Consider the following 14,525-nt stretch of genomic DNA (forward strand, 5'->3'; position numbering starts at 1 on the left):
TAGAAAAATCCCCTCATTTAGATCTTAAGGATCACAAAAAGTTACGAACCGCTGGAAGGGTAGATTGCCAATGAAGATCAGCATTGTTCTGCTTGCCCAGCACTTCAAGCTGACAGTGGCATGCATCGAACGCATACGGTTATACACCACAATACCTTATGAGCTACTCGTCGTCGTGGAGCATGATACCGATGAATTGCCCAGCTACATATCCAGTGCTTACGAAGTTCGTACGCTGGTCAGTAAGCAGGGCAAAGGTGTGGCGGCTGGTTACAATTTGGGAGCGGCTGAGTCATCGGGAGAATTGCTGGTGTTTATTCGCGATCAAGTCATGGTTACCAAGGGTTGGCTTTCGCAGATGCAGACATGCATGGAAATGAATCCTAACGCGGGAATCGTCGGTCCTTTGTTAAATGGCGTAAGCGGCGAGCAGCATGTTCCTGTTTGCAGTAATGATCCGAAGCAGCTGGATAACCTTGCCGAAGCTATTACGGTGGGCAAATCGGGAAGCTGGACGAGGGTTCCAAGGCTGGTCAGTCACTTGATGATGGTGCGCCGCAGTGTGTTTGAACAGTTGGGGGCATTTGACGAACGGTTTGAAGTCGAGAGTTACGAGGACGAAGATTTATGCTACCGTGCGTTGATAAATCAATATGATTTACTGTTGGCCGAAGGGAGCTTTGTGTTTCGCCAGGAGTCGCCTTCGCTGTATCCTTCTGACCCCGACTGGTACACGCACCGGCTTACGTTGAATCGAGCCAAAGCGATCGCCAAATGGGGAAAGGACCTTACGGCAGCCTTGTATGGCTCATCTCGCAAGATTACGATCAGTCTCTGCATGATTGTCAAAAATGAAGAATCGACGCTCGATCGTTGCTTATCGAGCGTAAGGGATCTTGTGGATGAGATTGTCATTGTAGACACAGGCTCGGAGGATCGGACGAAGGAAGTTGCTGCGAGATATACGGATCGCATTTACGACTTTGCTTGGGTGAATGACTTCTCAAGGGCCAGAAATTATGCGTTTAGTCTTGCAGCCAAGGAGTATATCCTATGGCTTGATGCAGACGATTGTTTGCTTGTTGAGGATGCCGAGAAGCTTCGAGCTGTGGTATCTCAGCTGCCCTGGCATGTTCATGCAGTATCAATGCATTATCATCTTGAGCGGGATGCATACGGCCAGGTCACGTCAAGCTTGAGGCGTAATCGGCTTGTGAAGCGAGCGTGCGGCTTCCACTGGATCGGCGCGGTGCATGAGTATCTGGAGGTGTCCGGAACTGTCCTGTACGCCGATATAGCGGTTACACACGACCGAAAGCATCAACAGTCGTCGCGCAATCTGCATATTTATGAAGGAATGCTACAAGAAGGCCGGAATCTCTCCGCGCGTGACCGGTTCTACTATGCGAATGAACTGTTTGACCACGGTCGCTTGGAGCAAGCGGTTGAGCAGTACGACCTCTTCCTCGCTATGCCGGACGGCTGGGAGGAGGATTGCATACTCGCCTGCCTACGGTCTGCGGAAGCGCTGCTCCTGAAGGAGCGACCGCGGGAGGCCAGGCAGCGGATCGTTCAGTCGTTCGCTTACGCTCCGCCCCGGGCGGAGGCCTGCTGTAAAATGGGCGAGCTGGAGTTAGCCGATCGTAGGCTTGAGCATGCGCTGAACTGGTACAAGCTGGCTGCGGAGTCTCCTAAACCGACAGAGTCCAATGCAAGGCTCGATCACGCTGCGTGGACGTGGCTTCCCCATTTGCAGCTGTGTGTCTGCTATGATCGGCTCGGACAATACGAGCTGGCTCACCGGCATAATGAGATTGCCGGGACCTATGTGCCTGAGCATCCGAGTGTATTGGCTAACCGAGATTATTTGAAGCAACACTTTACTTCACATATACAGGGGGAAACAACTAGTGAACATTCGAAATGACAGGAAAAAAAGCAAGGCTGATCGTACGAAGATGATTTATAAGGGATCGATGGCGCTTGTTCTGATGAGTCAGTTTCTGACGCCAATTTTGCCAAGCATAGCAAGCTCAAGCGTTCATGCGGCTTCCTTCAGCGATATCGACAATTCTTCGTGGGCGTACCGCTACATTTCCAAAATTACTGCGCTTGGTGTAGCGATCGGAGATGAGTCTGGCAAGTTTAATCCGGATGCCCCGATCACGAACCAAGAAGCGGTCATGATGGTGCTTCGCTTCATGGGTTATGAGCAAGCCCAGGCTGGCGGCCAGAATCTTCCCTTTACCGTAGATGCTTGGGCTGAGGGCTGGGTACAGAAGGCGCTGGAGCTCGGTCTTGTAATACCGGGCGAGGAAGCAAAGCCCAATGGGGTCGTATGGGGAAAAGAGCAGGCAAGCCGTGAATGGATTACCCGCCTCGTGCTTAGAGGCGTAGGCAAAGAGAACGAGGCCAAGCTTCTCCAAAGCTCGACGATCAATTTTGCCGATGCTGCCGACGTATCCGACTGGGCTAAGGGATACATCAATGCGGGCATTAATCGCAGAGTGATTTCCGGATTTCCCGACAATACCTTTAAGCCGAAGCAAGTGACGACACGCGCACAGCTTGCGGTCATTCTGTCCAACGCTGAGGTTTTGACGGACTCGCCTTCCGATCGTATTACCCGCGGATCTGTCATTTCGTCAACTGGAGACACGCTGGAGCTGCTGAGTAGCCAGGGTCAACAGGCAAGATTTGCGCTTAATACGGAAACCGTGCTCTACGGCGCGGGAGGCTCATCCAATATTTTGCCGGGTCAGCTTGTTACCGTCATACATAACGGAAGCACGGCCAGTTTCGTTGAGGTGCTCGGAGGTGCTCCGCTTGCTGGAGCCGTGGGTCCAGTTGGTCCTCAGGGCGAGAAGGGCGAGAAGGGCGATCAAGGTGAAGCAGGACCTAAGGGAGATAATGGTTCGGATGGCGCTGTGGGAGCGACGGGACTTACGGGCCCGACAGGAGCAACGGGAGCCATCGGCGCTGTGGGAGCGACGGGACTTACGGGTCCGACAGGAGCAACGGGAGCCATCGGCGCGACGGGAGCGACGGGACTTACGGGTCCGCCAGGAGCAACGGGAGCCATCGGCGCAACGGGAGCGACGGGACTTACGGGTCCGCCAGGAGCAACGGGAGCCATCGGCGCAACGGGAGCGACGGGACTTACGGGTCCGCCAGGAGCAACGGGAGCCATCGGCGCAACGGGAGCGACGGGACTTACGGGTCCGCCAGGAGCAACGGGAGCCATCGGCGCAACGGGAGCGACGGGACTTACGGGTCCGACAGGAGCAACGGGAGCCATCGGCGCGACGGGAGCGACGGGACTTACGGGTCCGACAGGAGCAACGGGAGCGACGGGACTTACGGGTCCGACAGGAGCAACAGGAGCAACGGGAGCAACGGGAGCCGGTCTTGCAGGAGTGCAAGCGTTTGACTCCGTTGCAGCTCTGAGCTATCCAGCTTTTCAGGTCGTGACTTATGACGGCAGCTTATATATGGCAACAGTTGCTTCGCCGAGCGGAACGCCGGGAACTTCACCAAGCTACACCTTGCTGGTCTCCAAAGGAGCTACCGGGTCAGCTGGAGCTACCGGAGCTGCCGGATCCGGTGGAGGCAGCGCGGCACAAACTGCTATTTATTCGTATCAGTTAGCAACGCTTGTAAACGCAACAGTATTAGGCGGCTCCGACTTTTCGTTTTCCAACAATGGTCCGAGCCTCGGAACAAGCAAGATCTCACACACGGCCGGAACAGCTGTATTCATCGTGCCTGAGTCAGGATTTTATGAAATCCAATACGGAGTCTCGATGACGGCGGGGATTGGAGCCGCCCTTGCGATTGCTGTAAACGGATCGGTCAGTCCAAGCACCGTGATTCCTGTTCTGACGGCAACAGGTCAGGTCAGCAACTCGACTATTTTGTCATTGGCCGCCGGGGATGTTATTACGCTGCGCAACGATTCAGCAGTTGCCCTGACTTCAGCCTTGGCTCCTTCAGTAAGTGCTTCTATGACGATCGTCAAGCTTCAAGTTCCTGAGGTATAAATATGAAACGAATCTGCACGAGAAAGGAGAGGAAGCTGTTGACCCCTACGCAACGAAACTATCTCATGACCTGCACTGTGTTGGGAGCCTTTATTGCAAGTTCAATCCCGGCGCATGCTGTTAACGGAGTCAGTCAATACGCCCCTGCAGAATCAGGCTATTCTGCTTCCGTGACGCAAGCGGTGTATACGACTGCAGCCATGACGATTGCAGAGGCTACGTATGCAGTTCAACCCTCGATCGGAGTCGGCTTTGACCGGAAGCTGGCACTGGCCGCCGATGGCCGACTCTGGTATTGGAAGAGCGATGAAGCTATGCCCGGATCGCCTATTCTAGAGGACATAGCGGCGGCTTCGGTCGGTGGTCATGTACTGGCCCTGTCCCGTGAAGGGAAGGTATGGGCTTGGGGCAGCAGCCGCAACGGGCTGCTTGGTACCGACGGTGAAGGCGACCTTGTGATGCCCGCTCTCGTATATGGGCTCGGAGGAGTTCAAAAGGTAGCGGCAGGAGCTAGTCATAGCTTGGCCCTTATGAAGGACGGCACCGTCTGGAGCTGGGGGAGCAACGGAAATGGCGAGCTGGGTGACGGCTCGTATACGGCACGGCCAGTCCCGAGGCCGATCAGCGGGTTGCAGGATATCGTCGCGATTTCTGCCGGCTCCGGCCACAACCTGGCTGTTGACCGCGACGGCAGTCTGTGGGCATGGGGCAACAATGCCTTTGGCCAGTTGGGAACGGGTGAGCTAACCAATTCCTCTGTACCGGTTAAGATTGCTTCGATTCCTAAAGTAAAATCGGTATCGGCCGGTTATTACCACAGCCTGGCTGTTTTGGAGGATGGCCATGTTATGGCGTGGGGCTCCAATGCGTTCGGCGAACTTGGAGACGGATCTCTGGTACTCCAAACTTCCCCGACGCCTGTAAAGGGGTTGGAGAACGTGTCCCAGGCAGCTGCCGGAGCCTACTACAGCCTAGCTCTTCTAGAGGATGGGACGGTGTGGTCGTGGGGCTCTAACGCACAGGGGCAGCTTGGAGAGAGCATCGGTGAGCATCGCGCCCTTCCTGGGAGAATCGAAGGCCTACTAGCGGAGCAAGTGGCTGCAGGCTACTACGGAGCAGCTGCTACAGACTCTGACGGACATGTATATACATGGGGTTCAGACTTGGTCTCCTCCCGACTGGTTACCCAGCAAGGGCTCCCGATAAGGGCTGACTTGCTTCTGAAGCCTGTAGAATAATGAGCATGTAACTGATCGGCTTGCTGAAGAGGTTGTCTCCAAAGTCATAACGACTGAGGGACAGCCTCCAGCTTGCCTGCCTCAACGGCACTCCTCGATCCGATTCCTCTCGATATCCACGCTATCTACCTGTATTCAGGCATTCCATCTCGTACTTTCTAGAGCGTGTCTGAATACTCATCTTAATGGGGTTATTTCGACAAATCATCACCGAAGCAGGAAAGGTAAGCTCAAAAAGTCCGGGAAAGCTTATCAAAGCGTGTTGCGATCCCACGGAATTGTTTGAGTTTGTTGAAAAATGCTAAAATTTTGTTTTGCTGAATATCTTGATGCGGCGCTATGCCAGAATCAACAATGGCAATAGTTACATTTTTTCCTGCACGTTGTTTAAATTGACGAGTTTCTAATCCGATATACGTTCGTATGTCCAAGCCTTGGGCGCTAATATGCGGATATGGTTTTATAGCTGACACCCCAAGAAGAACGAAATGGCTCATGACGAGGATTATTTTCATAGATCGACAGAGCTTCTTCATGCTACTCCTCATACATAGCGCTGAGCAGCACAGCCTCGTATAAATCCCCAAGCCCCGGCGTTTATACGGACTATACAGTCCTCTCAACTCATCGTATTTGATCTGAAACCATTTTGAAATTTTAACGAATCAAAATTTTTTACAATTTTTTGCGAAATCTCAGCTTCCTTTGACGTTGTGGCAAAATCAGCGAGAAGCAGAAGCTTGTATAGGGAAGTCATGTCGATCCGCGTATAAAAATCAGGTTGCTGGTCTAACTTTGAAGCAAGCTCGCTGATTGGATTGTACAGCTCCTTGGGAATCGGGTATCCGATTACTTGCAGCGCTGTTGCTGCTACCTCCAAACGCTTTAATAATTTTAGCAAGTTCTCTTCGGACAGGCGTTGTTCGCCTACGAATTGGTTTTTCATGTACGCTGTTATGCTGTGTGCAATTGCTGCAGGCTGCTTAATTTCCATCTTAAAGGCTTTGTAGCTGAGCAGCAGGTAATAAAGATCACTCATGTTCTCGGGACTATGAATAGTCGTATCATCTTCAACAAGGATGCGATAGCGTGCCGAGAGCATTTCCTTCATGCTGGACTCATCGTAGGTAAAGTGAACCAGCTTGGCAAGCGCCAACCCATAAAAGTTATCTTCCATATTTTCATCAATTTGTCCGATTTTATCGCAATCACTTCGTACAGCATCTCTACATCGTCGCGAATTTCTTGAAGGATCTGGACATGTTGATAACCAAATGAGCGATATACCTCGGCAAGAGCGCTTAAAAATAGAGGCTCCAGCGGAATGTTGGTGATACATGGAAATGGCGGCTTGATCCAAGATGTCATTCGTTACCTTGAAGTCGGCGCCATAAAATTTGTTTATATGGATGAGTGTTTTAAGATACAAAAAATAACCTGGATGTTCACGATCAATGGAATTTGCCAACGTTGTATTAAGAAGGGTTAGCCAACTGGCTCGGGAATTTTAAGCACTCAACTTGTTCAGCGTATGAAAGTCTTGCTCCAGAAGCTGGAGAATCGAAATAATCGTACCCCCGGAGGTAACAGACGAAATCAAATCTTGTTCGTCAAAGAAAGAATCTTGCTTATACAGCTGTGTACAGGTTTTGATATTTGATAACCAGCAATTGACGCTTTGGCAGATGAAGTATGACTGTAGCTAGTCAGATGGGGAGCAGCGACAGAGATCGGTCCATAACTTGCTCCATGAAGTTGCTTCCCCAGATTTCCAGGCAACAGGAAGTGTTACAGAGGTTGCGGTAATAATGGCTTCACGCGGATCACCAGTGCCAGCTTCAATGAGCCGAACCTCGGTAGACGGATCGGCTACATGGTCAAAAGCGATGACGAACACATCGGTTACGTCGTACACGGAATCCCAATCTTGATAGCTTGAAGTCCCTTTCATCCACTGATGAATTCGTTCACCTTGTACCGTCACGCTGTTGGTAAGCTCGGTATGCGTCGTTAGTTTATCGGCGAACCATGTTTCCATGTATCCACAGTAGTAAGCGATCTGATTGTTTTTTTCAATGGGCTGAGCGCTTCTGAGCTTGTTGGCTTTTTGCCGGACCTTTTCCTTATACTCGGATGATTCGTTGTGCTCGGAGATGGTGTAGGAAAATGACTCATTTCCATAATCCTCAAGAATTTGAAAATCAGAATCATTTTTAATTGTGCGATAAAGAGCTTTTCGTTCAGCTGAACTCTCGGTTTTGATCAAACCAAGCCATATTTGCTTCATCATTGTAGTGTGACCTCTGAAATAGGTTTACAAAATTATATATATCAAAGAGGAAAATGTGAATAATATCTATCTAAAATATTAAAATTATGAAACTAACTAATTAACAAAAAGCCGCCCCGATTCGGGCGACCTTGTGCATAGGCTGCCGCTTTGAAGGTGAAGCCAACGATTATCCAAACAACCATTGCACCCATACGGCGAGACAGATCAGGGTGAAAATGACGGTAGGCGGGATGACAAGCGCGGTGACTTTGACGTAGTCGTCCCAGGTGACCTTTACATGGTGCTTTTTGAGAATATCCATCCAGATGAGGGAAGCGAGCGTGCCGATCGGCAAAAACAGGGAGCCGATATCGCTGCCGACTACACTGGCGAGATACATGATTTTCAGCGTGACCGGATCAAGCTGCATCTGGGTCAGCGATAAGGTGCCGACCATCAGCGCCGGATGGTTGTTGAACAAAAAGGACATGACGGACATGAAGCCGCCCATCAGCAAGCTTGCATTCAGTAGATCGCCTGACGCTATCGGCTCGATGACCGACACAAGCAGAGCAATCAGCCCGATATTGTTCAAGCCGTAGATCATGATGTACATCCCAAGGGCAAAAATTAAAATATGCCACGGCACCTTCTTGAGCATGTCCGCGGGTGGCATCTTCAAGCGGACCCAGCGCCAGCCGAGCAGCAGCAGCAGGGAACCGACGACCGCAACGAGCTCCACGGGGATGCTGAAGAACGAAGCGACAAACAAGCCGACTCTGACCAGGAACACAAAGCAGAGCAGCCGCAGCATAAAAGCCGAGCGGTTGCTGATGGTATCGACTTGTCCCATCGGAGGGTTCATGAAAGGATGCTGTTTTAAACCGTGCGGATGAGGCGTCAGGTGAGGCAGCGCCTGTCCGGGCAGCCTGCGCGGCAGTTCCTTGGGCAGCTGACGGTAGAAGCACAGAAACATCAATCCGGACATCAGCAGCACGCCAAGCGTTGCGGGAACAAACATCATCAGGGAATGCGTGTACAGGTCCATGTGGACAATTTTCAAGGCGACCATGTTGACGAGATTGCTCACCCCGATCGGGGCGCTGGAGGCGGTTGCAATTAATGCGCCGGAGAGCAGAAAGGGCAGCTTTTGATGGTTTTTTAAGCCAGCAGCAGCAAAATCGGCGTCGTAATGAGAATGCTGCCGTCATTGTTGAAAAATAAGGTCATTAGAAAGCAAAGCAAATTCACATACCAGTACAAGCGGATACCCGACCCGCGGGCGCGGTAGGCAAGCCCTTCGGCCGCCCAGCGGAAGAAGCCGAAGCTTTCCATTACGATGGCCATCACAATGGTTGCCATAATCGTAATGGCCGCGCCCCTGACGGTTTCGCCAATAACAAGCAGGTCGGACAAGGAGACACTGCCGATTCCGAATACAAGCAAGGCCCCTCCGGCTGCCGGTATAGCCTCATGAAGTCCTGTGGGACGCCACAGGATCAAAGTCATGCTCAGCAAGAAGACGGTGAGCGTCAGTGCGGTCACAGTGGGATTAGACATAAATCCACCTCCATTTCCTGGTTATGCGTGCGGCCCGGTTAAGGACTGGACATGCGGGCGAGCGCTTCACGCTCTTGGGGCATACGCTCGACGACGGGTTTGGCATTGTAATCGGATGCCGCTTCATCGGGATGATTCAGCAAGGCGTATACCCCCCAGCCGGTGAGCGTTATAATCGCAAGAATAACCATCGGTTTTCCCTCCTTTATTCCGGCAACATGGCCGCTTCTTCAACACGTCAGCCCTTCGGCCTCTGGGTCAGCCGAGAGGGCGGCCGGTGGATCGAATGGATCAGCCTGTCGGGCGAGACTTACGGCGTATGAGCTGATTTAATATGACTGACATTCCACGTAACGGATTCGCCCCCGGCTGTCTGCAGCGTGAGCAGTCCGCGTCCGACGGATTGGACAAAGCCGATTTTGTCGGGCGCATCGCCCAGGTCAAGCACAACCATACGGCCCTCCATTTTTTTGAGCTGCTGCTCGAAGCTGCGGGCCAGCGTGAGCTGGGGCGGCTTGAAGGCAAGCTGCTGCTTGTCGGCGGTTGCCTCTCCGGGCCGTTCCTCTTGCGGCGCCAGCTTCATGCTGTGCAGATGAATAATCGGTACATAGTAATAGCGATTGGCGCTTATATATACGATGATGTCGTCGCCGACATCATCGAGCCGGCCGATATTCGGCAAGGATTTGCCGGAAAGGACAAATTCAACCTTTTGACCGACCCAGGCCTGCAACATAGACAAAGCAATTCCTCCTCTCCCGGATCAGGATAAAGCGACGCTTTATCCGAAGTGTCCAATCACTGGATCAGCTTACAGGAACGGGTCCCACTTGGATGATTTGCGTACAGCTGTACGTGTGCGTGCTGTCCGACGGATGGTCGCCGCCGCTGCCCGGCCTCTGACGCTGTGCTGACGAGTGCCTGCACCGGCTACGAGGACGTTGTTCATTTGCCCGCCGTTTTTTGCGTTTTTACGGCCGCTGCTGGACTTGCTTGTCTACAGGATGCTTGCCTCGGCTGGCCTGCCGGGTTGCGTCGTTAGCCTGCTTGCTGCCCTGGCTGCACCGCCTGCAGAACCCTGGGACGAGCTCTGGCGGGACTGTCGGAACCGCCTCCTTTTCTACCTTCCTCTTTCAGAATAATTTATACAAATTATGTAATTGGCATGGCCTTTGTACTAGCCGTATATCTATACCCTATCAATTTTCATACTTATACGGGGTTTAATGATCTAGATTCATAGGGCAAGGGCAATTGACCGGTCAGGATTGCTGCTGGGATGGGCTCTTTCTACACGGCTGCTGCATATGCTGGAGCGTGCGCACATAGCGTATGAAGCCGGAAAAAGGGTTCATGCAGAGGTGAGGTGAGTCAGATGAACATTCCGATGCGGGCGATTGCGGTCAGCGAGGCGGAGGAACAGCGGCTGCAGCAAAGTAATACCCATGCCAAATTTGCCCAGGCTACCTTGATGGCAGATAAACGGAAGCAGCGGATCGGTATCCGGTACCGGGGCGGACATACACGCTACTACCCGAAGAAATCGTATGAAATTCAGGTTGGGAGCCGCAGCATCCATTACAATGCCGAGCTGGACGATCCGTCGATGATGCGGAATGCGTTGTCTTTTGCTTTTTTTGAAAAGCTGGGGGTGCCGAGCCCGCGAACCCGGCATGTGCAGCTGATGCTGAACGGAGTGCCGCAGGGGATGTATTTGGAGATTGAAGGGGTGGACCGGTCATTTTTCGCGAAGCGGCGGGTGAAGGCGCAGGCGCTGCTTTATGCGAGCAACAATAATGCCAATTTCCGGCTTACGGACGAAGATGGCCAGCGCAAGCAGTCGCTTTCATCCGGCTATGAGCCGGTGCTCGGCGGGACACGGGAGCTGGAGCGGATCGCACGGTTTGTGAGCCGCATCCAGACGCTTAAGGGAGCCGCGCTGCTTGCTTATTTGAAGACGAATCTGCATATTCCCCAATATTTGCGCTGGCTGGCCGGTGCGGTGTGTACGGGCAACTACGACGGCTTCGATCAAAATTATGCGCTGTACCGCACCATTGGCAGCTCGCGTTACTGCATGAGCCCGTGGGATTACGAGGGAACCTGGGGGCGCGACTGCTACGGAGGGCTGCATGCCGCCGAAAGCGTACGTATTACCGGGTATAACGGACTGACAGAGAAGCTGCTATCCTTCCCTGGGCTGCGGGCCGGCTATCGTCAATTGCTCGACGGCATGCTGCGCAAGCTGTTTACATTGGAGGAGTTGGAGCCGGCAATCGTCGGGCTGCACACACAGCTGCTGCCGGAGCTGCTTGCAGACGGAAGCCGCAGGCACAGCGCTTATGAGATCATGTCCGATCTGCACGTTTTTTTTCGCTATATACGGGAGCGGCGGGCATATCTGCTGGAACAATTGCCGAAGCTTTAGACAAGAGCAGCCGAAATCATCGGCCGAACAAGCAAGTCATTCGCAATCATAAGGGACGCGGGCCTATCAAGGCAATCGCATGAGCGGTCCATCGCAGCGGGGAGAAGCTGGTGAGTCTGCCCTGGCGAAGCGATTGCCCCGGCCTGCCGATAAATATATTTGCATTGTCGTGCTATTCGTAGGAAAATGGAAGATAAGAAACGTTCAGCTTACATCATGATTTTTAAATGGAGTGAATGATCATTAAAGCTATGAATGAAGCTATGAAGATGCTGAAGCAGACAAGCCGTACCTTCTACATCCCGATCTCCCGACTCAAGCCGGGGTTGAAAGAAGCTGTAACCGCCGCCTACTTGTGCATGCGGGCAATTGACGAGATTGAAGACGGGTCGGAATTGGACGACCCGACGAAAATCAAGGTGCTGAACGCCATTCGCGACGCTCTGCAGACAGGCAATCCAATTGCGCGGGTCGGGGAGCTGCTGGAGCCGTACAAGGGCGTGCTGCCGGAAGTTTCGCAGCGGCTGAATGACTGGATGGAGCTGTGTCCGGCCGGTACGCGGGAGATGGTATACCGGTATACCGCCTTGATGTCCGGCGATATGGCCAGCTGGGTGGACAAGCAGTGGCGGATCGAAACCGAGCAGGATCTGGACGGCTACACGTACAGTGTCGCGGGCTTGGTAGGGGAGATGCTGTCGGAGCTGTGGGAGTGGGATGATCCTGAGGTGAAGACAGACCGCACGAAGGCCGTTGCTTTCGGCCGCGGGCTGCAAGCGGTCAACATTTTGCGCAACCGCAAGGAAGATCAGGAGCGCGGTGTCAGCTTCTACCCGAGCGGGTGGGGGCAGGAGGAAATGCTCACCTACACGCAGCGCAACCTGAAGCTGGCTGATGAGTACATTGCCGACATGAAGCCGGGTCCGGCGCTGCAATTTTGCAAGCTGCCGCTTGCACTCGCCCATGCGACGGCCAAGCTGATCCGCGCAGGCGGCAGCAAGCTGAGCCGCGCGGATGTGCTCAGCATTGTAAACCGGGCGACAGGATAGCGGCGAGTTAGTCACGCTGCAAGGCGGTTAGCCGGTCAAGCGTCGCGTCGGATCACGGTACGCTGCACGCGCTGCAGTTGCAGCAGTTGGTGCCGACTAGCGGCACAAGACAGTGGCTAATCGGCAGCGGCTTGGGCAAGCGGTAAGAACAAGCCAGCAAGAACAGCCACCAGCCCCATGCTCCGCGGGCTGCCCGATTGTGGGAACCAAAAGCAAAAACCACGCCTTCCGTTAAGGAATGAATTGCACCCCGCCTGTTAGTTGTGTCTAACAAATGAGGTGTAGTTCAGTTAAGGAGGCGTGGTTTTTGCTTTGTCATTTTGCTGGCTCCGCAGGAAACGCGGCGCCTGCGGCTTTATTTTTTCGGAGCTTGGTATTTGCCGAGGAACTCGGTGACTTTGGCGCGGTCAGCCTTCAGCTCGTTTCCGGTTTTCACCAGCGGACTGAGTGTCGAGAAAGCTTTGAATTTATTGTTTTTGTAATATTTGGATGAAGTCATCCTGATTGATCGAATACAAGACGGCTTTACGCAGGTCGTCGCTTTTCGCTACCTCGCGGTTTTTGGTGTTAAACTGCAAGTAAGAGACGGCGTTGCTTTCCATCGTTTGCAGCGCCAGCTTGCTGTCGCCTTTGACGGTATCGTATTTCGTTTCAGGCACCGAGTAGAACAGGTGGATTTCGCCGCTGCGCAGCGCCGACAGCGTGCTGTCCGCATCCTTGATGAAACGAACCTTCACGGTGTCAATTTTAGGCTCATTGGCCGTTCCCTTCATGTAGGCCGTTTTTTTCAGGAACGTGCCGTCGTAGTCGTTTTTCACCGACAGGATGTAAGGGCCGCTTGTGTACAGCGTGTTGTTGTATTGAGCGGCTTCCGTGACGGTGTTTTGATCGCCGTAAGCAATATCTTTTTGAGCACTTCTTTAACCGATTTGCCAGTGCCGGATTGCTTCACTTGGTCCAGCGCGCTCAGGTCGGTCACGACTTCAGCTGTCTTGATATGCTCATGCAGCGTATAGGTGCGGTGGTTCGGCACCGAGTTTTTGTTTTTCGCCCGGTCGAGTGTAAACAGAAGGTCGTCTGCGCCTACGCGCTCACCGGAATCGACCGCTTTTTTGTTGTCGATTTTGGCGAAGTTGATATCGTCGCGCAGCAGGAAGTAGTACTCGGAGTTGCCTTCCGCGATGACATGGTTCAGCAACAGCGAGCCTTCGGACGTAATTTTGTCATCGTCGGTCATGTTGATCAGACGCACATACAGATTCGAGTTCAACATGGAAGCCATTCGCGGCCGCGATATCAGCATGATTTTCCAGGACCCGTACGCCTCGCTGAACCCCCGGCAAAAAATTCTCGATATTATCGGAGAAGCGCTGGACATTCATGGTCTGAGCTCCAGCAAGCAGCAGCGAAAGCGGCGGGTTGAGGAGCTGCTTGATCTGGTCGGGCTGGACCCGATGCATGCGCTGCGGTACCCGCATGAATTTTCCGGCGGGCAGCGCCAGCGGATCGGCATTGCCCGGGCGCGGGCGGTGGAGTCGAAGTTTATCGTGTGCGACGAGCCGCTGTCTGCGCTGGACATGTCCATTCAGGCGCAAATTGTCAAGCTGATGGAGGAGCAGCAGCAGCGGCTTGGGCTGACGTATTTGTTTATTGCCATGATCTGTCGATGGTCAAGCATATCAGCGATCGGATCGCGGTCATGTATAATGGCAGAATCGTCGAGATGGCCGAAAGCGAGGAACTGTATACGAACCCGCAGCATGCGTATACGAAATCGCTGCTGGCGGCGATTTCGGTGCCTGACCCTAAAGTCGAGTCCAGGAAAAAGCGGATGAAGCCGGAGGAATACGGCGATGTAGACCGGGACAAATATATCGTGGCCAATTCGAAGCTGGTTGAGGTGTCCGCTGGCCATTGGGTGGCGCTGGCGGAGTAGGG

10 protein-coding genes and 3 pseudogenes are annotated in these 14,525 nt (G+C 53.1%); 6 read left to right on the forward strand and 7 right to left on the reverse strand.

Annotation, left to right across the window (positions count from 1 at the left end; genetic code table 11):
- Positions 1 to 70: 70 nt before the first annotated feature.
- From AC6ROY_RS02275 to AC6ROY_RS02285, 3 genes are all read left to right on the forward strand, one after another.
- Positions 71 to 1,927 (forward strand): glycosyltransferase family 2 protein, encoded by a 1,857-nt coding sequence (locus AC6ROY_RS02275; RefSeq protein WP_500098338.1) that lies wholly within the window; start codon positions 71 to 73, stop codon positions 1,925 to 1,927.
- A complete protein-coding gene (locus tag AC6ROY_RS02280; RefSeq protein WP_500098339.1) occupies positions 1,911 to 4,040 on the forward strand; it encodes an S-layer homology domain-containing protein in 2,130 nt (709 codons plus the stop codon). The genes AC6ROY_RS02275 and AC6ROY_RS02280 overlap by 17 nt, the downstream gene beginning before the upstream one ends.
- A gap of 170 nt (positions 4,041 to 4,210) precedes the next feature.
- Positions 4,211 to 5,278: an RCC1 domain-containing protein gene (locus tag AC6ROY_RS02285; RefSeq protein WP_500098340.1), complete on the forward strand. Its 1,068-nt coding sequence runs from the start codon at positions 4,211 to 4,213 to the stop codon at positions 5,276 to 5,278.
- Positions 5,279 to 5,508: 230 nt separating this feature from the next.
- Here the strand turns inward: AC6ROY_RS02285 and AC6ROY_RS02290 are convergent, their stop codons facing one another.
- From AC6ROY_RS02290 to AC6ROY_RS02315, 6 genes and pseudogenes are all read right to left on the reverse strand, one after another.
- Positions 5,509 to 5,793, reverse strand: coding sequence for a hypothetical protein (locus tag AC6ROY_RS02290; RefSeq protein WP_500098341.1), 285 nt, complete (start codon positions 5,791 to 5,793; stop codon positions 5,509 to 5,511).
- 104 nt (positions 5,794 to 5,897) lie between these two features.
- Positions 5,898 to 6,638: a hypothetical protein gene (locus AC6ROY_RS02295; protein WP_500098342.1), complete on the reverse strand. Its 741-nt coding sequence runs from the start codon at positions 6,636 to 6,638 to the stop codon at positions 5,898 to 5,900.
- A 342-nt stretch (positions 6,639 to 6,980) separates the two neighbouring features.
- Complete coding sequence (locus AC6ROY_RS02300; protein WP_500098343.1) at positions 6,981 to 7,568, reverse strand: hypothetical protein; 588 nt, start codon at positions 7,566 to 7,568, stop codon at positions 6,981 to 6,983.
- 169 nt (positions 7,569 to 7,737) lie between these two features.
- Positions 7,738 to 9,110: pseudogene (locus tag AC6ROY_RS02305) on the reverse strand (arsenic transporter).
- 38 nt (positions 9,111 to 9,148) lie between these two features.
- Positions 9,149 to 9,301: a hypothetical protein gene (locus tag AC6ROY_RS02310; RefSeq protein ID WP_500098344.1), complete on the reverse strand. Its 153-nt coding sequence runs from the start codon at positions 9,299 to 9,301 to the stop codon at positions 9,149 to 9,151.
- Positions 9,302 to 9,420: 119 nt separating this feature from the next.
- Positions 9,421 to 9,846, reverse strand: coding sequence for a YwrJ family protein (locus AC6ROY_RS02315; protein WP_500098646.1), 426 nt, complete (start codon positions 9,844 to 9,846; stop codon positions 9,421 to 9,423).
- Positions 9,847 to 10,485: 639 nt separating this feature from the next.
- Between AC6ROY_RS02315 and AC6ROY_RS02320 the strand changes: the two genes are divergently transcribed.
- Both AC6ROY_RS02320 and AC6ROY_RS02325 read left to right on the forward strand, forming a co-directional pair.
- Positions 10,486 to 11,538 carry a CotH kinase family protein gene (locus AC6ROY_RS02320; protein ID WP_500098345.1) on the forward strand — a complete coding sequence of 351 codons (1,053 nt, stop codon included), beginning with the start codon at positions 10,486 to 10,488 and terminating at the stop codon, positions 11,536 to 11,538.
- A 236-nt stretch (positions 11,539 to 11,774) separates the two neighbouring features.
- Positions 11,775 to 12,587 carry a squalene/phytoene synthase family protein gene (locus AC6ROY_RS02325; protein WP_500098346.1) on the forward strand — a complete coding sequence of 271 codons (813 nt, stop codon included), beginning with the start codon at positions 11,775 to 11,777 and terminating at the stop codon, positions 12,585 to 12,587.
- 355 nt (positions 12,588 to 12,942) lie between these two features.
- Here AC6ROY_RS02325 and AC6ROY_RS02330 read toward each other — a convergent pair.
- A pseudogene (locus tag AC6ROY_RS02330) lies at positions 12,943 to 13,863 on the reverse strand (ABC transporter substrate-binding protein); the annotation flags it as partial.
- Between AC6ROY_RS02330 and AC6ROY_RS02335 the strand changes: the two are divergent.
- Positions 13,859 to 14,523 (forward strand): annotated as a pseudogene (locus tag AC6ROY_RS02335) (ATP-binding cassette domain-containing protein); the annotation flags it as partial. The pseudogenes AC6ROY_RS02330 and AC6ROY_RS02335 sit on opposite strands and share 5 nt — an antisense overlap.
- Positions 14,524 to 14,525 lie beyond the last annotated feature (2 nt).

This window comes from Paenibacillus sp. sg306046 (assembly GCF_059821225.1).